The organism is Streptomyces pseudovenezuelae (assembly GCF_029892565.1).
Classification (GTDB): domain Bacteria; phylum Actinomycetota; class Actinomycetes; order Streptomycetales; family Streptomycetaceae; genus Streptomyces; species Streptomyces pseudovenezuelae_A.
On the sequence record NZ_JARXVH010000004.1, the window covers coordinates 206,956 to 228,071 of the forward strand.

The window sequence follows — 21,116 nt, forward strand, 5'->3', positions numbered from 1 at the left end:
GGAGTGGCCGCGGCCCTGCTGGCGAACCTTCTCTACAGCCTCGGATTCGTCCTGGAGAAGCGGGCGTTGTCCAGCCTGCCCGAGGTGACGATCCGTCAACCCGCGCGGCTGCTGCGGCTGGTGATCGGCAGCCCCCTGTGGATCGGCGGCTCGCTCACGCTGGCCGCCGGCTTCGGCGCGCAGCTCGTCGTCTACCGGACACTGCCGATCGCCGCCGCGCAGGGCATCTTCGTCTCCGGCCTGGTGCTGCTGGTGCTGCTGTCGGCCCGGCTGCTCGGCGAGGAGACGACCGGTCGCGAGCGGTACGCGCTCGGCGCGATCCTGGCCGCGCTGCTCATGGTCGTGCTGTCCCTGAAGGAGTCCGGGGGCGGCGCGGACACCGTCAGCCGCAGTGCGCCGTATCAACTGATCCTGCTGGTGTGCGTGCCGTCCCTGGCCGGTGGCGTGTGGTTGTACGGGGCCGCCGAGCGCCGGGCGCGGCACCGGCACCGCGCGCCGACCACGGGCGTGGAGTACGGCGTGGCGGTGGGCCTGCTGTACGGGGTCAGCTCGCTGGCCATCAAGGGGGTGTCCAGCTATCTGACGACAAGTGGGCTCGGGCATGCGGTGGTTGAGCTGCTGCGCTCTCCGTACCCGTATCTCCTGTTGTGCACCGGCGTGTTCGGCCTGGTGATGTCGCAGGCGGCGCTGCAGCGCTGCCGGGCCTCGCTGATCGTGCCGGTGTGCACGACGGTGACCTGTCTGTACACGGCGGTGTTCGGCACGCTCTCGTTCGGCGAGGCGCTGCCGCACGACCCGGTGCGGCTCACCCTTCGGCTGGGTGGCACCGCCCTGGCCGTGTCCGTGCTGCTGGCCATGCCCAAGCACGATCCCGCACCTCAAGCCCCCATCGGTGCCAAGGAGTTGACGCCCCCATGAAACCCGACGACCCACTGCTGCGGATCCTGGCGTGCCCGCTCGACAAGGGCCCGCTGCATCTCGTCGAAGCCGAACCCGAAGCCGATGCCGATGCCGGAGGCGAAACCGAATCGGGCGGGGCGACGGGCGGCGGCGGGATCCTCTACAACCCGCGCCTGCACCGCCGTTACCCGATCATCGACGGCATCCCGCAGTTGCTGCCCTCCTCCGGCCAGCAGGTCTCGGACGACGAGCACGAGGCCCTGGTGAAACGGATGATCCCGTGAACGCGCCCACCGCCGGTGCCGTGCCCGCGCCCACCCTCGCGGCCCGGCTCGCCCGGCTGCTGCCCACCCGTCTGGTCGCGGCCACCGCGCGGGCCGTGTACCCGCGCTTCGAGCCCGAGTTGGCCCGGCTCGCGGACCTGTGCCCGGCCGGCTGCGGGACCGCGGTCGACGTCGGCGGCTGGTACGGCCCGTGGACGCGGCGGCTGTCGCGGCGGGCGAACGAGGTGGTGGCCGTGGAACCGGTCCCGCACCTGGCCCGGCTGCTGGCCGCCGGGGCGCCCGCGAACGTACGGATCGTGCAGGCCGCCGCCGCGGACCGGCCCGGCACGGCCCGGCTCTGGTTCCCGGCGGACGACTCGGGCGACCGGGGTGTGTCATCCCTGGTCCGCCGCGACATCCACGCGCACGCGCTGCACGTCAGCTGCGTCACGCTGGACCAACTCGGGCTACGGGACGTCGGGTTCATCAAGGTCGACGTGGACGGCAGCGAGCTGGCGGTGCTGCGCGGCGCGACCGGCCTCCTCTCCCGCGACCGCCCGGCCCTCTTCGTCGAGCTGGAGTCCCGGATCCAGCCGATCGCGCCGGTCGTCACCTACCTCTCGCTGCTCCGCTACGACGGCTGGGTGCTGCCCGGCGACACCTGGGTCCCGCTGTCGTCCTTCCCGCTGGAGGAGCACCAGAAGGGCGCCGCGCACGTCGTCACCCAGGGGCTGCTGGGCCGCGTACTGCCCTTCCGGCGCCACCCGCGGTACGTGAACTCGGTCCTGTTCCTGCCCGACGGCCGCCGTCCGGGCGGATCGGCGATGGGCGACGATGGTGCGCATGCCCTCCGCCAAGCGCCCCGGTAGCTCCGCCGGCCCCTTCACCCCGCTCGACTTCCAGCTGGTCCTGCTGCGCCGCATGGCCGACCACAACCCGGACCTGGTGGACGACGCCCGCCACGAGCTGGGCGCCTCCCTCGCCGACATGCGGGAGGCCAACAAGCGGTGGCAGGCGATGCTCCACTCCCCACGCGCGCGTGGCGGCGCCTCCCGCTACCGCTCGATCCTCGGCGCCCCGGAGTCGGCCGTGCAGCGCAAGATCGGCGACCTGGACTGCGAGGCCCTGTTCTGGCCCGTCCCCCTCTGGCCCGACCTCCGCTTCGAGGTGCTCCTCGCCCCGAACGGCGCCGTCTGGAACGAGTGGCTGGTCCGCGCCCCCGGAGCCCAGGCCCCGCCCCTGGACACCCTCGACGACCTCACCCCCTGGTCCTGCACGGTCGACGAGGCCGCCCGCGCCTTCGCCCCCGCCCGCCCCCTGGAGGGCACCGCGCCGACCCGCTGGGGCCTGGCGTTCGCGGCGCCGGACGGGGCGGGCGTGCGGCGGAACGTCGTAGCGGAATTCACCTGGGGCCTGCTCCAGCGGACCGCGGTCAGCGACGGGCCGCCGCCAGGATCGCGTCCCTGACCACCGCCACCGAGTCCGGGTGCAGGAACAGGAAGAGGTTCGGCTCGACCAGCTCCAGCTCCATCACCACCGGCTCCCCGTCGTCCCCGTCGACGAGATCCACGCGCGCGTACAGCAACTCGGGCGACTGCGGTACGGCGGCCAGGGCGCGCTCGGCGACGGCGCGCTCGGCCGGGGTCGCGGTCCACGGCTCCAGGCCCGGGTGGGCGGTCCGCTCGTCGTCGTAGGCCGTGCCGGGGGCCAGGACGGCCCGCTTGCGGCTGGCGTGCAGCAGCCGGCCGCCGACGAACAGCAGGGCACGCTCACCGGCCTTGTCGATGCCCCGCATGTACGGCTGCACCATCGCCGTCAGCCCTTCCTCGTGCATGCGCGCGAGGTGCCGTAGCGCCCGGTCACGGTCCTCGGGGACGTAACGCGCGGCGTAGCGGGAGCCCGCGCCGGAGGTCGGCTTGACGACGTACTCGTGGTCGCCCGGGAGGTCGGGGGTGTCGCCCGGCGCGAGGTAGTGGGTGGGGACGACGGGCACGCCGGCCGCGGCGAGATCGCCGACGTACCGCTTGTCGGTGTTCCACCGCACCACTGCGGCCGGGTTCGCCAGGCGCGTGGCCTTGCCGCAGCGCTCGGCCCAGGCCTGGAACTCGGCGGCCCGCCAGCTGTAGTCCCAGGTCGACCGGATCACGGCGAGGTCGTAGCCGGCCCAGTCGGCGTCGGGATCGTCCCAGAACACCGCCTCCGCGTCGGCCCCGGCCTCGCGCAGCGCCGCCAGCAGGCCCGGGAGGTCCTTGTCGCGGCTGGGTTCGGGGCGGGGATCGTAGGTGACGAGGGCGATGCGGGGCACGGTGGCACTCCGTTCCGGTTGCTGGGGCGCGTCCACGGTCCGGTGCGGAGGCGCGTCCGCGCAGGCTAACCGCGTTCCCCGCAACCGCGGCAACTCATTTGACCTTCCCCTTCGGGGAGGCCCCAGCATCGGTGGCGGAACCGGAAGAGGTCGAGGTGCGCATGAACGACACGGACATGCTGACGATCGGGGCCTTCGCGCGAGCGTGCAGGCTGTCGCCGAAGGCGCTGCGGCTCTACGACGAGCTGGAGCTGCTGCGACCGGCGCGCGTGGACCCGGACACCGGCTACCGCTACTACGCGGTCGCGCAGCTGGAGCGGGCGCGGCTGGTCGCGTGGCTGCGGCGGCTCGGCATGCCGCTCGCGCGGATCCGTGAGGTGTGCGCCATGCCGCCGACGGCCGCCGCCGAAGAGATCCGCGCGTACTGGGCGGATGTCGAGGCGCAGACGGCGGTACGGCGGGACCTCGCCGCGTTCCTGGTCGCCCACCTGTCGTCACCGTCCAGGAAGGACACCACCATGCTCGAACTCCGTTACTCGGCCCACTCGGACCCCGGCCGGGTCCGCCCCGCCAACCAGGACACCGCGTACGCGGGCACCCGGCTGCTGGCGGTCGCCGACGGGTTCGGCCCGGCGGGCGCCCCCGCGAGCGGCGCGGCCGTGGAGGCGCTGCGCTTCCTGGACACCGAGGAGGTGCCGGCGGGCAATGTGCTCAACCTCCTGGAGGAGGCGGTACGGGGCGCGACCGAGGCGGTCCGTGACGTGGCCGACGCCGACGAGACCGGCACGACCCTCACCGCGCTGCTGTGGACGGGCTCGCAACTGGCCCTCGTCCACATCGGCGACTCCCGCGCGTATCTGCTGCGCGAGGGCGGGCTCTTCCAAATCACGCACGACCACTCGGTCGTCCAGTCACTGATCGACGAGGGCCGGCTCACGCCGGAGGAGGCCGGCGCCCACCCTCAACGCACCTTGCTCCTCAAGGCGTTGACGACCGGCGCCCCCGACCTGAAACTCCACGACGCCCACCGCGGCGACCGCTACCTCCTGTGCTCCGATGGCCTGACCGCGGTCGTCTCCGAGCACCGGATCCGCGAACTCCTCACCGCGCACCCGTCCCCGGAGGAGGCGGTACAGGCCCTGGTGGACGCGGCGAACGAGGCCGGTGGTCCGGACAACGTCAGCTGTGTGGTGGCGGACGTGGTGTAGGAACGGGGGTGTCCCCGACGGCTGGGGATGCCCCCGACAGCTGGGGGCTTCTGTCTCCGACGGCTTAGGAGTGCCCCGCGTGTCCTCCCTCTTTCCCGCCCTGGCGAGCAGTCCGGGCGAGCAGGTCGCTCTAACCTTCGGTGACCGGTCCCTGACGTACGCCGGGCTGAGCGCGGCGGCCGACACGCTGGCGGCCCGGATCACAGGCGGCGACCGGGCCTCCGCCGGCCGGGTCGCCGTCTGGGCCACCCCCACGCTGGAGACGGCCGTCGCGGTCGTGGCCGCCCTGCGAGCCGGGGTGGCCGCGGTGCCGCTCAACCCGAAGTCGGGAGAGAAGGAGCTGGGGCACATCCTGGCGGACAGTGCGCCGACGGTGGTACTGGCCGCTCCCGGGGATGAACTTCCTTCTCCGCTACGAGACTTGCAGCGCATCGAGGTCGAGGTCGAGGTGCCGGGCGTGGAGATGCGAGGCGCCGGTGAGGAACCCGGCGACGAGGACCCCGCCCTGATCGTCTACACGTCCGGCACCACCGGCCCGCCCAAGGGTGCGGTCATCCCCCGCCGGGCGATCTCGTCCACCCTCGACGCGCTCGCCGACGCCTGGCAGTGGACCGGCGACGATGTCCTGGTGCACGGGCTGCCGTTGTTCCATGTGCACGGGCTGGTGCTCGGCATCCTGGGGCCGTTGCGACGGGGCGGCAGCATCCGGCATCTGGGCAGGTTCGACACGGAGGGCGTGGCGCGGGCGCTGAACTCCGGCGCGACCATGCTGTTCGGTGTGCCGACGATGTACCACCGCATCGCCCAGGCCCTGCCCGAGGAACCGGAGTTGGCGAAGGCGCTGGGGCGGGCGCGGCTGCTGGTCTCCGGTTCGGCCGCGCTGCCCGTGCACGACCACGAGCGCATCACGGCGGCGACCGGACGCCGGGTCGTCGAGCGGTACGGGATGACGGAGACGCTGATGAACACCAGCGTGCGGGCGGACGGCGAGGCACGGGCCGGGACGGTCGGCGTGCCGCTGCCGGGTGTCGAGCTGCGGCTGGTGGAGGAGGACGGGACCGAACTCGCCGCGTACGACGGGGAGACCGTCGGCGAGATCCAGGTGCGCGGCCCCAATCTCTTCACCGGCTACCTCAACCGCCCCGACGCGACGGAGGCCGCCTTCACCGCCGACGGCTGGTTCCGCACCGGGGACATGGCGGTGCGGGAGCCCGACGGGTACGTCCGGATCGTCGGCCGCAAGGCCACCGACCTGATCAAGAGCGGGGGTTACAAGATCGGGGCCGGGGAGATCGAGAACGCGCTGCTGGAGCATCCGGGGGTGCGGGAGGCGGCGGTGACCGGGGAGCCGGACGAGGACCTGGGCGAGCGGATCGTGGCGTGGATCGTGCCGACGGATCCCGACGCCCCGCCGAACGACGGCGAGTTGGCTGACCACGTCGCCCGCCGTCTCGCCCCGCACAAGCGCCCCCGGGTCGTGCACCACCTCGCCGCCCTCCCCCGCAACGACATGGGGAAGATCATGAAGCGGGCCCTGGCCCGTGACTGAACGCCTCTCCGCCCGCCAGATCCTCACCCTGGTCACCGACGACACCACCTTCTCTGAACTCCCTTTCTCTGTAAGGGAGTCCAAGCCCGACGGCCCCCTCGGCTGGCAGGGCTACGACGCCTCGCGCGCCCGCGCCGCCGAGCGCACCGGCGAGCAGGAGTCCGTGGTGTGCGGCACCGCGCGCGTCGCGGGCACGCCGGCCGTGCTGGTCGCGTTCGAGTTCGGCTTCCTCGGCGGCTCGCTCGGCGAACGCACCGGCGACCGCATCGAGTCGGCGTACGCCCACGCCCGCACCCACCGCCTCCCGGTCGTCCCACTGGTCGCCACGGGCGGCAGCCGCATGCAGGAGGGCATGCTCGCCCTCACCCAACTCCAGCGCGTGGCCCACCAGTCGGCGCTCACCCGGGAGGCGGGCCTCCCCCAGATCGCCGTCCTGCGCGACCCCACCACGGGCGGCGGCTGGGCCACCCTGGGCGCGGGCGCCGACGTGATCCTCGCCCTGCCGGGCGCGCAGGTCGGCTTCGCCGGCTCCCGGGTCCGCCCACCGGACGCGGATCCGGCCGCGTACACCGCGGAGGCCCAGATGGCGGCGGGGGCGGTGGACGCGGTCGTGCCGCCGGGGGAACTGCGGGAGCGGTTGGGGGTGTGGCTGCGGCTGCTGACGTCAGCGACATCGGAGGGGGCATCAGAGGCGGCCTCGGAGGCGCCGCCGCCACCCACCGCCCTCGGCTCCCCCGACCTCCCCACCACCGGCTGGGACGCCGTCCGAGCCGCCCGTTCCCCCGAACGCCCCCGCGCCCACGCCTACTTGGACGCCTACTTCACCCACCGGGCCGACCTCTCCGGCGACCGTTGCGGCGGCACCGACCCCGGCATGCTCTGCGGCTTCGGGGAGCGGGAGGGCCGTACCGTCGCGTACGCCGCTCAGACCGGTACCGCGACCCGCCCGGCGGGCTACCGGACCGCCACCCGCCTGATCGGTCTCGCGGGCCGGCTCGGCATTCCGGTGCTGACGCTGGTGGACACCCCGGGTGCCGCCAACGACGCGGAGGCGGAGCGGCAGGGGGCGGGGGCCGCGATCGCCGAGTTGTTCGGGGCGGTGGCGTCCGCGCGGACGCCGGTGACCACGTTGGTGATCGGCGAGGGCGGCTCAGGCGGGGCGCTGGCGCTGGCCGCGCCCGGCAGCACCTGGGCCACGCCGGACAGTTACTTCTCCGTCATCGCACCGGAGATGGCGGCGGCGATCCTCAAGCGCCCGGCCGACCAGGCGGAGGCCACGGCCGATCAACTCCGCATTCGCCCACAGGACTTGGTGGAGCTGGGCGTGATCCGGGGTGTGGTCCCGACCTGAACGGGCACGGCACCCGTCCGAACAGGCCTGATCCCGACCCGAACAGGGGAACAGTTGCTCCCCGGAACAGGTGATCGTCGCTCCTGAGACCGGCTGGGGCCCATGTGGCGGACGATACTTACGGTGCGCAAGCGACTGGCTGCAGACCGTAGTCGTGAAGCGCAGGTCCCACACATGCACCACATCAAGGAGTACGCACCACCATGAACGTTCTCACCGACATCCTCGCCGGCCTCGCCCACTTCATCGGCTGGCTGGTCTGACCGTCCCGTCCGGCCTCCGCGAGGAAGTCGTCAGGCAGAACACGGCGGCGCCGTCTCCCCGTCCCAGGGAGGCGGCGCCGTCCGCGTCCTAAGACGTGCCGTGCCGTGCCGTGCCTACTTCACGCCCACCGCCCGGATCACCTCCTGCGTCACCGAGCCACCCCGGTCGTCGCTCGCCGCGGCCCGCAGGGAGATGTACGAGGCGTCACGGGGCACGGTCAGCGTGCCGTGGCCGCCGCCGGTGAGCCGTACCGTCCGCCACGACTTCCCGTCGTCGTACGACACTTCGAGCTTCTCGCCGCCGATGGTCCCGGTGTCCGGCGCGCCCTGCACGTACTCCGCCCGGATCCCGACTGGCAGCCGCGCCCCGCCCCGCACATCGCCCGCAAGGTCGGTGTCGACGTCGAAGGCGAGGTTGATCAGCGGCAGGAAGGTCCAGCGGTCCTCGGGCGTGGCCGCCGACCGGAAGGTCCACTCGGAGTGGCCCTTCGTGGACAGCCGCCAACGGTCCGCGTCGAGCGCGGTGTCGGTGACCACCTTGTACGTGTGCTCGTCGGCGGGCGCGTCCCAGGCGTACGCCCCGGAGCTCTGCCGCCGGTCGACCAACTCCCCGTCCAGATACACCTCCGTGTACTGGGACATGCCGGTCTCCGCGCTCCACACGTCCCCGAATCCGGTGTGATCGGGCCCGGAGTCACCCCACCCGGGCGTGTTGAACTGCAGCTGGTTCCCTGAGCGTTGCTGCCCCCAGCCGAGACCCGTACCGAGCCACGGATGCCAGACCGGCTTGAACCAGTCCAGCGCGGGACGCGAGCCACCCCGGTACGCGACAAGCCCACTCCGCTCCTCCAACGCCCCGTCGGCCGCCGTGACGGACTCGTGCCACAGCTGCCCCGGCCCGGTCGACACGTAGTCCGTCCGCTCGGCCGGATAGTCGATCCGCTCCTGGAACCCGAGGCCGATGGGGAAGGTCCCGGTGATCGAGTACCGGAACTCGCCCCCGCTCACCGGCTCGGCCGCATGGAACTTCACTCCCACGGCGGCGAGTTCACGCCCACGCGGCGCATACGTCAGATCGCGGTTCGGGATCGCCCCCGCGTGCCCCTGCGAAAGGTCGTACATGTAGGGCGTGTTGGGCGTCCCGGTCATGTCGACCCGCCCCGCCGCGCGGAGCCGGGCGGCATCGGCCGCGTTGACCGTGGCGATCTGCAGCACCCGGTCCCCGTCGTCGTCGCCCCACCAGGCGTTGAGCCGCCCGGGCGCGTCGTCGGTCACGAACAGCGCCTTGGCGCCCGCGTCTTGAGCGGCCTGGGCGAGGGCGACCGGATCGCCGCCGTCGGCAAGATGCGCGAGCACGGCCTTGCCCCGCACCGCGCCCGCCATCGGCCCGTCCCCGACATCCACGATCGGCAGCCGCGTACGCCCCTCGACCAGCGTGCCGCCCGGCTGCACGACGGCCTCGCGCACGCCCTTGACCTCCAGCAACGGCTTCCCGAGCCGCCACACGGTCCGGTACTCGAAGCCGCCCTGGGTGACCTTCTTCGTGGGCGCCGCGAAGACGCTGTCGTACATCACGGGCACCTGGACCGCCCCGAAGAGATCGGCTCCGCCGGCGTTGCGGTCGTACTCCATGAGCAGTTGCCGGGTCTCGGTACGCCGGTCGACCTTGGCCCTGATCTCCCGCAACGCCCTTCCGTCGAGGGTGACTTCACGATCCTGGTCCAGCGTGATCTCGGGCGCCGCGAGGAAGCCGAGCCCGAGCGAGTCCGCGCCGTGGCTGCCGTGCACGTCGAGGAAGGAGGTAAGGCTGTACGTCCCCGGCTGGAGCCGCAGCTTCAGGGTGCCGGAGTCGTCGACGTGCACCGAGGACGGGTCAGCGTCCTGGGCGAGCCGCTGCACCACGAGGTCGGCCGCGGTGGCCGCCCCGTCCCGGTCCTTGACGTGGACCGTGAGCGTGTACCGCTCCTCCTCCTTGACCAGCCCGAACGCCGTGTGCGCGACGGGAGTTCCGGCGACGGACGCCTCGATCCGCCCACTGGTGTTCCCGACCGGCGCCTTCGATCCGTCGCCGGTCACGGTGGTCGACGCGGTGCCGTGCGCGGGCACGGTGAGGCGGGTGTCGGCGAGAGTGGCGACGCCGTCCGGGGCGCCCTGCACGGCGAGGCTCAAGTCGATGTCCGTACCGGTGGAGTTGGTGTAGGTGACGACCCTGCTCACCGGCTTGTCGTCCTCGTACGGCCAGCCGTAGAAGCCGAGATCGGCGCTCCCGGTGGCGGTGACGCTCGCCTCGACGGCCGCCGGGACACTCACCCGACCGGCACCCAACTGATAGGCGGACGCGTCGAGTTGCTCGGACGTCGACATCAGCGCGTCCTTGAGCTGGGCGCCGGTCCAGTCGGGGTGTTCCTGAGCGAGCAGGGCGGCCACGCCGGCGACATGGGGCGTCGCCATCGACGTACCGCTCATGGACGTGTAATAGCCGCTGCCGTCGATGAGTTGGGAGCGGGCGGCGAGGATGTCGACGCCCGGCGCGGAGAGGTCGGGCTTGAGGGCGTTGTCGCCGTAGCGCGGTCCCGCACTGGTGAAGTAGGCGGCCTCGTCCGCCGAGTCGACGGCGCCCACGGTGAGCGCGGAGTCGGCGGCACCGGGTGAGCCGATGCTGGAGGGGGCGCCGGTGTTGCCGGCCGCGACGACGAAGAGGGCCCCGGTCTCCTTGGTGAGCGTATCGACGGCCTGGGCCATGGGATCGGTGCCGTCGCTGGGCTCCGTGGACCCCAGACTCATGGAGACGATCCTGGCGTGCACGTCCCGCGCGGCCCACTCCATGCCGACGATGATCTGGGACTCGCTGCCCGAACCCTGGTCGCTGAGCACCTTGCCGACGGCGAGGGTGGCGTCCGGGGCGACGCCCTTCTCCTTGCCGTCGGAGGCGGCGCCGTCCCCGCCGACGGTCGAAGTGACGTGCGTGCCATGGCCGTTGCGGTCGGCGACCTCCTCGCCCTCGATGAAGCTCTTGGTGACGGACACACGCCCGGCGAGGTCGGGATGGCCGACGTCGACCCCCGTGTCCAGCACAGCGACGGTGACGCCCTTGCCGGTCAGCCCGGCCGCCCACGCCTCCGGCGTACCGATCTGCGCGTTGCTCTCGGCCATGTCGGCCCTGACCCGCCCGTCGAGCCAGAGCCCCGTCACGCCGTCCTGCCGGGTGAACTCCTGCCAGAACCCCCGTCCCTTGTCGGCCTCGACGGCGGCCCCACGCACACTGTCGAGCACCCGCGTCCGTGTGGCGCTCCGCGGGGTGACAGCGCGGGTCCCCTTCTTGTAGGTCACGATCAGCGGGAGTTCGGTCGTCTTCTGGTCGGTGAGCCCCTGCCGGATCAACTCGCTCACGTCGAAGAGCCGTTGATCGAGGGTCCCGGCCCGCAGATACGGCAGTGCCTCGTCCGGTACGACGGTGATCTCGCCGTCGGCGGTCTGCGTGCGTACGGCTCCGGCGGCGCCTCTGGGTCGGTCGACGGTGACTGTCTTCCTGCCGGCGCCGAGGTCGGTGACGGTGACCTTGTCGCCGGTGACGAGGGTGACCGTGTGGGCGGTGCCTGCCGTGCTGGTGCGGGCGGTGTGCTCCGGAGCTCCGGCGCCCGAGGTGCCGTCCCGTGCCGTCGCCGGTGCTGTCGGTATCAGCGCCAGCACCAGCCCTGCCGACAGAAGGGTCACCCCGCGTCTGACTGGTCCTCTGCTCATCCACGCCTCTCTTCGTCTCACCATGGGGTTCTGCGTCGAGCGCTGTCGCGTGCTGCGAAGAGTGTCGGGGGGCTTGTGGTGCGGGAGAGTTGAGTGGGGATGGCGGGTTGGTGCGGTGGCGGGTTTCCGCCAGTGGGTTCGGTGGCACGAACGGGGTGTCGAAACCGGGGCAACTCCAAACGCCGTCCGGAACAATGAGGTTGATCGGTTCGCCGCGGACTACGGGGGCGTCGTGGATGGTTTGGTCGAGTTCAAGATGGACGACGGCTCCGTGGTCGCGGTCGAGGCCATGGAGGAGGAGCGAGGGTCCCGGCTGATCGGCCGCCGGCGCGAGGACGGCACGATCCAGGCGGCGCGCACCTTCGAGGGCGCGTTGGAGGGGGTGCGCGCGGCGGCCGAGTCGGCGCTGCGGGTGTTCCGGGACGGCGCGCTCCAACCCGACGGTGTGGAGATCGAGTTCGGCGTGAAGCTGTCCGCCGAAGCGGGCGCGTTCATCGCCAAGGGAACGGCCGAGGGGCATCTGGTGGTCAAGCTGACGTGGTCCCCGTCCCCGTCGGCGTCACCCTCGCCTTCGGCATCACCGTCACCGTCACCGTCGCCGGACCAGGAGGCCGGTGGCTCCTCATGATCCCCGGAGAGTGGCAGGCCCGCGTCGAGTGCGGCGGCCGACTGGCCGGCGCGGGCTTCCTGGTGACCTCGGACAAGGTGCTGACCTGCGCGCACGTCGTCCAGGACGGCGACCGGGCGCCGGTGACCGTGTCCTTCCCGCAGCGCCCGGGCGCCGAACCGGTCCCCGCGCGGGTCGTCGCGCAGGGCGGCTGGCCCGGACTCCGCGCCGACCGGGGCGACTTGGCCGTCCTGCAACTGGAGAGCGAGGTCGCCATCGCCCCGGCGGTCCTCGCGCCGGCCGACGCGGCGCACGGCGACCGCAGGCTCGTCGCGTACGGGTTCCCGCAGGGGTACGACGACGACGGCACGCTCGCCGAGTACCGCACGGCGGGGCCGTTCCCGCTCATGGGCGAGTGGATCCAGCTGGTGGCGTGGAGCGGACACGGCCAGCCGCTGGTGGCCGGGTTCAGCGGCGCGGCGGTCGCCCTCGTCGAGACCGGCGAGGTCGTCGGCATGGTCACGGCCGCGGACCGCGCCCGGGACGTACGCACCGGCCGCATGATGCCGACCCACGTCATCGCCCGCTACTGGCCCGACCTGAGTGACCTGGTGCGGCTGCCGGAACAGGTGCGGCCGGAGCAGGCACAGAGGGGCGGGCCTTGGCCGAACGACCTCGTCTCCGGCCCGGCCCGCGGCGACACCGACCGGGCGCGGCGGTACGACGTCCACTCAGCCTCAGCCCTCGGGCGCACCGCCGGGTCGCGGCTCAGCCCGAACCCCGGGCCGTGGCAAGCCGACCCCGCCGAAATCGCAGCGCACGCACTCCCGCACACCGGCCGGGCACGGCTCCGGGGCCTCGTAGAGAAAGCCGCCCGGGCCGGACTGGACTGTGATCCCGTGCGGCTCTACCGGGACGCGGCCGGGGAGTTCGATCCCGAGCCGCCGGACGAGGGGTTCGCGTCGTTGTGGGCCGCGGCCTGGTTCGTACTGTGCGAGGTGGACGATCCGCGGACGCCTGCGCGGTTCGCCGACCGGCTGGACGCGCTGCTGACCGTGCCGGTCCGGAGCGGCGAGGCGCCCGACTGGTCGCCGATCCTGGTGGAGGTGCGGCCCAGCGGCGCCGGCAACGACGTGTTCCGCGTCGAGGTGTCGGCGTACAGCGGACAGCGTCGCCATCTCGTCGCCTCGGGCACGGTCGCGGAGGACCGGCTGCCCGCCTATGTGCAGGACCACGTGGAGGAGGCGTTCCCGTATCTGCGGCCCGGCGCCGACGAGTTGATCGCGTTCGCGCTGCCCCGCGACCGGCTCGACCTGCCGGTGGACCGCTGGGGCAGCGCCCCGGACGACCCGACCCCGCTCGGCCGCACGTACCCCGTCGTCGTGACCGACCACGCACGCCGCACGGCCGGCAAACGGCACGTCCTGACCCGGGTGTGGGACCGGCTGCGCACCTGCGAGGACGCACCCGTGCAGCGCGTGGCCTGCGCATGCCCCGACAACCCCATGAAGCTCCGCCAGCGGATGCGCCAACCCGACGCCTGTCTCGCCGGCTTCGCCGCCACGTCCCCAACAGCACGTACCCGAAAGCATTTTGAGGAGTCGGTCACCGCACCGGCCCCGATGATCGTGTGGTCCCGCCGGGGCTGCGACGGGTCGGGGGAAGGGGGCTGCGGGGACGCGGGTGACTGCCCGGGCGCGGTGTTCCTCGACGGGCTCGACGCCCACCTCTCGCGCGTCTCCCCTGCCGAACTCCCGCGCACGGTCCTGGCGTTGCGCGAGGAGGCCGACACCGAGGACGACCACTGGGCGCGGGACATCCAACTCCTGTGGGACGACCCGCACTGCTTCACCGACGAGCATGCCGGAGCCGTACACACGCGGTCTCCCCTGGCCTGACCACCGAACCGACCATCCTGAAGCCCACGACAACCCCAACTGCTCCAACCCGCACCCGCACCAACACCCGCCCGCAGACCGGAGATCCGCCCCATGCCGCACTGGTCCGTCTACACCGGCAGCAGCGAACCGCACGACGGGATCGCCGAGTTGCCCGTTCCGCCGCCGTGGCGCGCGTTCGACGGCGGGCCCGCGCTGCCGCCGCCCGGTGAGCGGGACGACGCGGCGGCGATCTCGCCGGACCGGGTGCACCGGGCGCGGACGTATGTGGCGACCCCGGAGAGCGTCCAGTTGGTCAACGCGGCGCTGTGTCTGCGCCGTCCGCTACTGGTCACCGGGCCGCCAGGCACCGGCAAGTCCTCGCTGGCGTACGCGGTGGCGCGCGAGCTGCGGTTGGGCCCGGTGCTGCGCTGGAACATCACCAGCCGCAGCACCCTCGCCGACGGCCTCTACCAGTACGACCCGTTGTCCCGGCTGTACGCGGCCCGCCCCGGCCCGGAGGGCGACGGGCAGCCGCGCGGCGGAGTCGAGGACCACCTGCGGCTCGGCCCGCTCGGCACCGCGCTCCTCCCCTACGACCGTCCCCGCGCCCTCCTCGTCGACGAGATCGACAAGAGCGACCTCGACCTTCCCAACGACCTGCTGAACGTCCTGGAGGAGGGCCAGTACGAGATCCCCGAACTGGTCCGCGCCGCCCGCCACTCGGCCGATGGGACGGCCCAAGTCCTCGCGGACGGTACGGAGTCGCCGGTCACCGTGGACCACGGCCGCGTCCGTTGCCGCGCCTTCCCGTTCGTCGTACTGACCAGCAACGGGGAGCGGGAGTTCCCGCCCGCCTTCCTGCGCCGTTGCGTCCGGCTGAAGTTGCGCCGACCCGAGCGGGGGCAGCTCACCGAGATCGTCCGCGCCCACCTCGGCGACCCGGACGACCGTGCCGTGTCCCTGATCGAGGACTTCCTACGACGCTCGAGCAGCGGCGAACTCGCGACGGACCAGCTCCTCAACGCCATCTACCTGACAGGGGTCGCCGGACTTGAGGCGGGCTCACCGGAGGAGTTGGCCGAGCAGTTGATGCCGTACCTGAGTGCGGCGGCGGACGGCGATGGCGTCTGATCCCACGCCGGACGACGGCACCTCCTCCGCCGCCGCCGACCGGCTGACGGCCCTGCTCGCCACGGCCGCGGGCCCCGAAGGGTCAACCCCGACCCCGCGAGAGCTGGCGGAACTGCTGTGGCTGGCACGGCAGTTGGCGCCGGAGCAAGCGGATGAGGGTGCGGCTGGTACCGAGCGGGAGGGCCCGGTACCAGCCGCGCCCTCATTCCCTCAGCCCACTTCCACTGCCACTCCCACAGCCACACCCACCGTCGTACCCCCGGATTCCCCCAAGCCGTCCCCACCCGCCCCGACCCCCGACGGCCGAGTCCCCCTGCACCTGCCCAAACCGTCCCCCGCCCCCGACCCCGCGCCCACGGCGAACGGTCTCTTCCTCGCCCCCGCACCCCCGATGCTCCACCACCCGCTCGCCCTGCAACGCGCCCTGCGCCCCCTCAAGCGCAAGGTGCCCGCGCCTCGCGCCCGTGTCCTCGACGAGTACGCCACCGCCGACCGCATCGCCCGGCTCGGCGCGCGTCCGGAGGCCTGGCTGCCCGTGCTGCGCCCGGATCTCGACCGCTGGCTGCGCCTCAACCTGGTGTACGACACCGGCCCGACGATGCCGGTCTGGCGCCCCCTGGTGCGCGAACTGCACACCGCGCTGGCCCAGTCGGGCATCTTCCGCTCGGTCGCCCTGCACCCGGCCGGCCCCGACGGCCACGCCCGGCACGTGCCCGACCCCGGCGACGGCCGCACGGTCACCCTCGTCGTCAGCGACTGCATGGGCCCGCAGTGGCGCCCGGGCCCGGCGGGCGACCGCTGGTACCGCACCCTGCACCACTGGGCGGGCCGGATGCCGGTGTCCGTACTCCAACCGCTCCCCGAACACCTGTGGCTCACAACGGCGTTGCCCGCCGAACCGGGCCTGCTCGCCGCCGCGACGGCGGTCGCTCCCACGGCACGGCTCGCCTTCACGCCCTTCGACCCGGACAGCGCCCTCGGTACCCGGCCGGGTGCCGTCCTCCCGGTACTGGAGGCGGGTCCGTCCTGGCTCGCCAACTGGTCCACCCTGATCGCCTCCCCAGGCGGGGCCCACACCCCGGGCGCGGCGGCCCAGTTGCCCGCCCGTCCCGCGCCGCAGGCCGAACCCTCGGCCCCCGACATCGCCGCGCTCCCGCCGCGCGACCTGGTCCTGCGCTTCCGCTCGACGGCGTCCCCGGCGGCCTTCCGCCTCGCCGGTCACCTCGCCCTGGCCGACCCGTCCCTCCCGGTCATGCGCCTGGTCCAACGCGCCCTGGAATCCAGCCCGCGCCCCCAGCACCTCGCCGAGATCATCCTCAGCGGCATGCTCACCACGATCCCGGGACCGCCGGGCTCCTACGACTTCCGTCCCGGCGTACGGGATCTGCTGCTGCGGTCTCTGCCGCGTACGGCCCGGGGGCGGACCCGTGAATTCCTGGCCCGGGTGGGCGGGTTGATCGACGAGCGGGCGGGGCTGGCGGCCGGGGACTTCCGGGCGCGGGCCGGGGGGCGGGAGGGCGAGGCCTTCGCGACGGTGCGGGAGGAGACGGTTCGGCGGCTGGGCGGAGGCGCCGGGGAACGGGACCGGCTGCCGGATGGAGGCGGGAGGCTGGAGCGGCTGCTGGACGGGCGGTATCGGCTGATCTGGCCGCGGGGGCGGGCCCGTTGGGCGTGGCAGGCCGAGGACGTGCGGGGCGGGGGGTCCGTGACCGTGCACCTGTACGCGGAGCAGACGGCACCGCAGGAACGGTTCCTGCGGGAGGCGCGTGCCCTGGCCGGTCTCCGTCACCCGAACGTCATGCCGGTGCTGGACTACGGCGTCTCCGGCGAATCGCCGTATCTGGTCACCGAGTTCGTGGAAGGCGTGACTCTGGCCGAACTGGAGCAGGGCAGCGGGCCCGGCGTGAACTTCCGGGTCTTCGCCCAACTCGTCGTCCAGGGTGTGGCGGGGCTCGAAGCGCTCCACGCGGCGGGCCTGGTGCGTGGGCAGCGCGGTCCGAGCGGGCTGCTGCTGCGCCCCGACGGCACCCTGCTGATCGGCCGGTTCGCCCTGGGCGAGGAGTCCGTGGGCAAGGACCCGGCCGCCGACTTCCTCGAATTCGACGCGCTGGTACGGAAATTGGCCTCGGGGGTGGCGGCCCCCACGCAGTCCGAGCGGCTGCTCACGGACATCGGACGCGGCGAGCTGTCCGCCCGCGAGGCGGCCCCCCACCTCGCGACGGCCCCCGACCCCGAGCCCTGGACCTTCAGGATGCTCGGCCCGCTCCGGATCAGCCTCCCCGAGGAACCCGAGATCACCGTCCGCCTCGCGGACGCCCAGGCCCTCCTGTGCATGCTGCTCCTCAAACAGGGCCGACCGATCACCCACGCGGAACTCGCCCAGGGCATCTGGGACGAGCCGCCCGATGCCCGCGAGGCGGCCCGGCGTATCGACCTGTTCTGTTCCGAGATCCTCCGCCGCCTCGGCCCGGGCATCCTCGCCGCCGTCCCCGACGGCTACGCCCTGCACGCCCCGGCCGCCCACATCGACGTACTCCACTGCGAGCGACTGCTCGGCCGCCGCTCCCCCGAGCAGGACCCGCGCGCCGAACGCGCCCTGATCCAGGAGGCCTTGGACCTCTGGTACGGCGAGCCCCTCGACGGCATCCCCGGCCCCGCGGCCAAGGCCACCCGCGCCCACCTGCACACACTCCGCCTCACCCTGTGCGCCACCCGCGCCCAACTCGACCTGGATCTAGGTGACTTCGAGCAGGCCGCCATCGACCTCACGGCTCTCCTCCAGGAGCATCCGGACCGGGAGGACTTCCGCTGGCTGCACATCCTGGCGCTCCAGGGCATGGGCCGGATCGCGGAGGCCATCGAGTCGTACGAGTCCTACGCGGAGGTCCGGGCCCGGCAGCACGGCGACCCCATCGACCCCGCCCTGCACGAGCTGTACCAGGAGCTTCGGGCCTCGCCCGAGCGGGGCCGACCCACGATCGTCTTCGACGCCCCCGGCCTGAGCGAACACCCGCAGGCCCGGGACGCCTTGGGCCGCGCGGTGATCAGCCTGCTCTCCTCGCCGGACCTCACCCCGCACCAGTACGACATGACGGCCCGCAGCGACGGCTATGTCGTCCTCGCCGAACCCGAGGCCGACGTGCTGCCCCTCCTCGACGCGGTCCTGCGCGAACTGCCGGAGGCACTAGCGGACTTGGACGACCCGCCGCCGTTCCGGGTAATCTTCTGGCACGGTCCCTTGTTCACGGACACGCACCGGTCCGGCATGCCGAGGCAGGTGGCGACCGCGATCGAGCGCAACGAGGCCGACATCCTGGTCGTCCTCTCCCCCGTCCTGCACGAGGAGTTCGCGCAGGCCTCCGCCGTCACCCTCTTCGAGCCGTTCCGCATGGGCTCCCCGAACTCCCAGCCCCTGTCCTGGTACCGCCCGTTGCACCTCCCATCACCCGAACCGGAGCCGGAGCCGGAGCCCGAGTCCCGGGACCTGGTCAGCGGCCCGTTCACCACCCCCGACATCGCCCGCCTGGAACCCCCCGACCCCGGCCGCTCCGCCATCGTCCACACCCTGCCCGACGGCCCGCTCACCCTCCTCAACCCGAACCAGCCCTGGGGCACCCGCCCGCCCCGCCTGACCACGTACTACGAGATCGACCTCACCACCCAGCAGGCCGAGTACGAGGTCTCACTGCCGAGTTCGGGCGGCGGCACGTTCACCACGACGGTCGAGTTGTCCTGGCACGTGGACGACCCGGTCGCGTTCTTCCTGGGCGAGACCGCCAGCGTCTCCGCCCTCCTCCTCGACCACTTCCTCAAGGAGGCGTCCCGCGTCACCCGCCGCCACCCCCTGCGCCGGGCGGGCGCGGCCCAGCAGGCCGTACGCGCCGGGCTGCGGCGGTGGCCGGTGCCGGGCCTTTCGGTGTCGGTCGCGGCAACCCTGTCCCCGGAGGGAGAGCAACAGCCGCCAGGGAGCGGGCCGGTGGCGGTGGCGGATCGCTCGCCGGCCGACCTCCTGCGGGACGCGCAGACCGTACTGATCGGCTTCGACGGCGTCCTCACCAGGCTGTTCTCCCCGAACTCCGCGCGCAAGGCGGTGAACAGCATGCTCGCCGACATCGCCGAACACCGCGGCCGACCGGTGACGGAGTCGTTCCGGCACCCCCTGGACGTGCTGCGCGCCTTCGCCTTCACCGACGTCGCGGAGATCCTGTACCACCGCCTCAATCAACTCGAACTGCACGCGGCGCACTCTTCCCTGCAGACCGACTACGCCACGGCCCTGCTCGTCGCCCTGCGGACCTCCGGCCGCCGCGTCCACGTGGTCGCCGATGTGTACGAGGAGGCCGTCCACCGGCACCTGACGCTCCACTCGCTGACATCGTCGGTGGACACCGTGACCGGTCGCGCCCAGGATCCGCGGCTGCTGATGCCCGACCCGGACTGTCTGCGGCGCTCGCTGCGCACCTCGCCCGGGCGGGATCCGGCCTCCCGGGCCGTGCTGATCAGCTCGTCCGTCACGGAACGGGACGCGGCGCTCGAACTGGGGCTTCCCTTCATCGGCTACGCCGAGACCCGCGCCGGCCAGGACGAGCTCCGCGCGGCGGGTTGCCGGGTGTTGGCCCAGTCGCTCATGGAGCTGGCCGACGCGGCGTACACCCAGCACCCCGAGCGAAGCTAACGCAGACCTTACATTAGACATTCCAGACAAATTACCCATTCAGCCGCACCCCACCCGGCCCCCCACAAAAGGCGCCCTCACCCCCGCCCCCGCACGATGCGAGTGAGGCCCGCCACCCGGCGCGGCCCACGGAACGAGGTCCGTCGTCCACCGGCGGCCCACGGTCTGCGCTCTCGGGAGGACCTAGCCATGACCGCCAGTCTGGAGCAGTTGCGCCGCTGCCATTTCGCCGTCGACCTGGGGGCGGCCCGGACCCGCGTCTATGTGAAGGGTGCCGGACTCGTCGTGGACCAGCCCTCCGCCGCCGCCATCAACACCCGCACCGGCGCCCTGATCGCCGTGGGCGAGTTCGCCGAGAAGATGACCGGCCGCACCCCGGACTACATCCGCGTCGTCCGCCCCGTCTCCGGCGGCACCGTCGTCGACATCGAGATGGCGCAGCGCATGCTGCGCCACCTGCTCGGCGACAAGATCCGCCGCACCCTGCGCCGCAAGCCCCGGCTGCGGGCCGCGGCCTGCACCCCGCACGACGCCGATCCGCTGGCCCAGCGGGCCGCGATCGAGACCCTCGTCGGACTCGGCGCGCGCCGCGTCGAACTCGTCGACACCCTGATCGCCGCCGCCGTCGGCTGCGGACTGCCCGTCGAGCGGCCCGAGGCCACCATGATCATGGTGTGCGGGGCGGCGGCGACACAGGTCGCCGTCCTCTCCCTCGGCTCGATCGTCACCGCCGAGCGCATCCCCGTCGGCGGCGAGGCCGTCGACCACGCGATCGTCCAACACCTCCGGCACGAGCACGAGTTGATGCTGCCGAGCCAGTCCGTACGGCCGCTCCAGCTCGCCCTCTCCGGCAACGGCCTCACCGCCCAGGGCCCCGCGTCGACGGAGATCCACGGCCGGGACGTCGCCACCGGCCTCGCCCGCTCCGTCCAGGTCGACACCGCCGCCGTGCGCGGCGCGATCGAGACGCCGCTGACCGCGGTGCTCGACGGCATCGGCCGGGTGCTGCGCAACTGCCCGCCGGACCTGGTCGCCGACCTCGCCGACCGCGGCATCATGATGGTCGGCGGCAGCGCCCTGCTCCCCGGTCTCGACCAGATGCTGAGGCACGCCACCGGCATGCCGGTGCACATCGCCGAACGCCCCGACGTCTGTGCCGTACAGGGCCTCGGCGCCATGCTGGAGGGCAAGATCGAGCCGCTGGTGCTCGACCCGCTGGCCACCTGAGCACCGTACGAGACAC

Annotated in this window: 14 protein-coding genes; 12 read left to right on the top strand and 2 right to left on the bottom strand. The window is 73.0% G+C overall.

All coding sequences use genetic code 11. The annotated features are described in order from the left end of the window. The first annotated feature begins 3 nt into the window (after positions 1 to 3). Genes M2283_RS13790 through M2283_RS13805 form a run of 4 tightly spaced genes read left to right on the top strand, consistent with a single transcriptional unit; the run spans position 4 to position 2,630 of the window. Positions 4 to 918, top strand: a complete 915-nt coding sequence (locus tag M2283_RS13790) for a hypothetical protein (protein ID WP_280876961.1) — start codon at positions 4 to 6, stop codon at positions 916 to 918. Then, positions 915 to 1,184 carry a Trm112 family protein gene (locus M2283_RS13795; RefSeq protein ID WP_280876471.1) on the top strand — a complete coding sequence of 90 codons (270 nt, stop codon included), beginning with the start codon at positions 915 to 917 and terminating at the stop codon, positions 1,182 to 1,184. Before M2283_RS13790 ends, M2283_RS13795 begins: the two co-directional genes overlap by 4 nt. Continuing rightward, positions 1,181 to 2,032 (top strand): FkbM family methyltransferase, encoded by an 852-nt coding sequence (locus M2283_RS13800; RefSeq protein ID WP_280876472.1) that lies wholly within the window; start codon positions 1,181 to 1,183, stop codon positions 2,030 to 2,032. Before M2283_RS13795 ends, M2283_RS13800 begins: the two co-directional genes overlap by 4 nt. After that, a complete protein-coding gene (locus M2283_RS13805) occupies positions 1,998 to 2,630 on the top strand; it encodes a hypothetical protein (protein WP_280876473.1) in 633 nt (210 codons plus the stop codon). The genes M2283_RS13800 and M2283_RS13805 overlap by 35 nt, the downstream gene beginning before the upstream one ends. Here the strand turns inward: M2283_RS13805 and M2283_RS13810 are convergent. After that, positions 2,596 to 3,468 carry an ATP-grasp domain-containing protein gene (locus M2283_RS13810; protein WP_280876474.1) on the bottom strand — a complete coding sequence of 291 codons (873 nt, stop codon included), beginning with the start codon at positions 3,466 to 3,468 and terminating at the stop codon, positions 2,596 to 2,598. The two genes, M2283_RS13805 and M2283_RS13810, sit on opposite strands and share 35 nt — an antisense overlap. Before the next feature lie 176 nt (positions 3,469 to 3,644). Between M2283_RS13810 and M2283_RS13815 the strand changes: the two genes are divergently transcribed. The 3 genes from M2283_RS13815 (at position 3,645) to M2283_RS13825 (ending at position 7,576) form a co-directional block, all read left to right on the top strand. Further along, a complete protein-coding gene (locus M2283_RS13815) occupies positions 3,645 to 4,676 on the top strand; it encodes a MerR family transcriptional regulator (protein WP_432423085.1) in 1,032 nt (343 codons plus the stop codon). A gap of 79 nt (positions 4,677 to 4,755) precedes the next feature. Further along, positions 4,756 to 6,225, top strand: coding sequence for an acyl-CoA synthetase (locus M2283_RS13820; protein WP_280876475.1), 1,470 nt, complete (start codon positions 4,756 to 4,758; stop codon positions 6,223 to 6,225). Then, on the top strand, positions 6,218 to 7,576 hold the full coding sequence (locus M2283_RS13825) for a carboxyl transferase domain-containing protein (RefSeq protein ID WP_280876476.1): 1,359 nt from the start codon (positions 6,218 to 6,220) through the stop codon (positions 7,574 to 7,576). Before M2283_RS13820 ends, M2283_RS13825 begins: the two co-directional genes overlap by 8 nt. Positions 7,577 to 7,953: 377 nt before the next feature. On the opposite strand, the gene M2283_RS13830 is transcribed toward M2283_RS13825, so the two are convergent. After that, complete coding sequence (locus M2283_RS13830) at positions 7,954 to 11,580, bottom strand: S8 family serine peptidase (RefSeq protein ID WP_280876477.1); 3,627 nt, start codon at positions 11,578 to 11,580, stop codon at positions 7,954 to 7,956. 232 nt (positions 11,581 to 11,812) lie between these two features. On the opposite strand from M2283_RS13830, the gene M2283_RS13835 reads away from it, so the two are divergent. The 5 genes from M2283_RS13835 to M2283_RS13855 all read left to right on the top strand — a co-directional run bounded on the left by M2283_RS13835 (position 11,813) and on the right by M2283_RS13855 (position 21,100). After that, positions 11,813 to 12,208, top strand: a complete 396-nt coding sequence (locus tag M2283_RS13835; RefSeq protein ID WP_280876478.1) for a CU044_2847 family protein — start codon at positions 11,813 to 11,815, stop codon at positions 12,206 to 12,208. After that, on the top strand, positions 12,118 to 14,085 hold the full coding sequence (locus M2283_RS13840) for a trypsin-like peptidase domain-containing protein (RefSeq protein WP_348538912.1): 1,968 nt from the start codon (positions 12,118 to 12,120) through the stop codon (positions 14,083 to 14,085). Before M2283_RS13835 ends, M2283_RS13840 begins: the two co-directional genes overlap by 91 nt. A 93-nt stretch (positions 14,086 to 14,178) precedes the next feature. Further along, positions 14,179 to 15,198 carry an AAA family ATPase gene (locus tag M2283_RS13845; protein ID WP_280876479.1) on the top strand — a complete coding sequence of 340 codons (1,020 nt, stop codon included), beginning with the start codon at positions 14,179 to 14,181 and terminating at the stop codon, positions 15,196 to 15,198. Continuing rightward, positions 15,188 to 19,873 (top strand): SAV_2336 N-terminal domain-related protein, encoded by a 4,686-nt coding sequence (locus tag M2283_RS13850; RefSeq protein WP_280876480.1) that lies wholly within the window; start codon positions 15,188 to 15,190, stop codon positions 19,871 to 19,873. The genes M2283_RS13845 and M2283_RS13850 overlap by 11 nt, the downstream gene beginning before the upstream one ends. Positions 19,874 to 20,062: 189 nt before the next feature. Beyond that, positions 20,063 to 21,100 carry a rod shape-determining protein gene (locus tag M2283_RS13855; protein WP_280876481.1) on the top strand — a complete coding sequence of 346 codons (1,038 nt, stop codon included), beginning with the start codon at positions 20,063 to 20,065 and terminating at the stop codon, positions 21,098 to 21,100. The last annotated feature ends 16 nt before the right edge of the window (positions 21,101 to 21,116 follow it).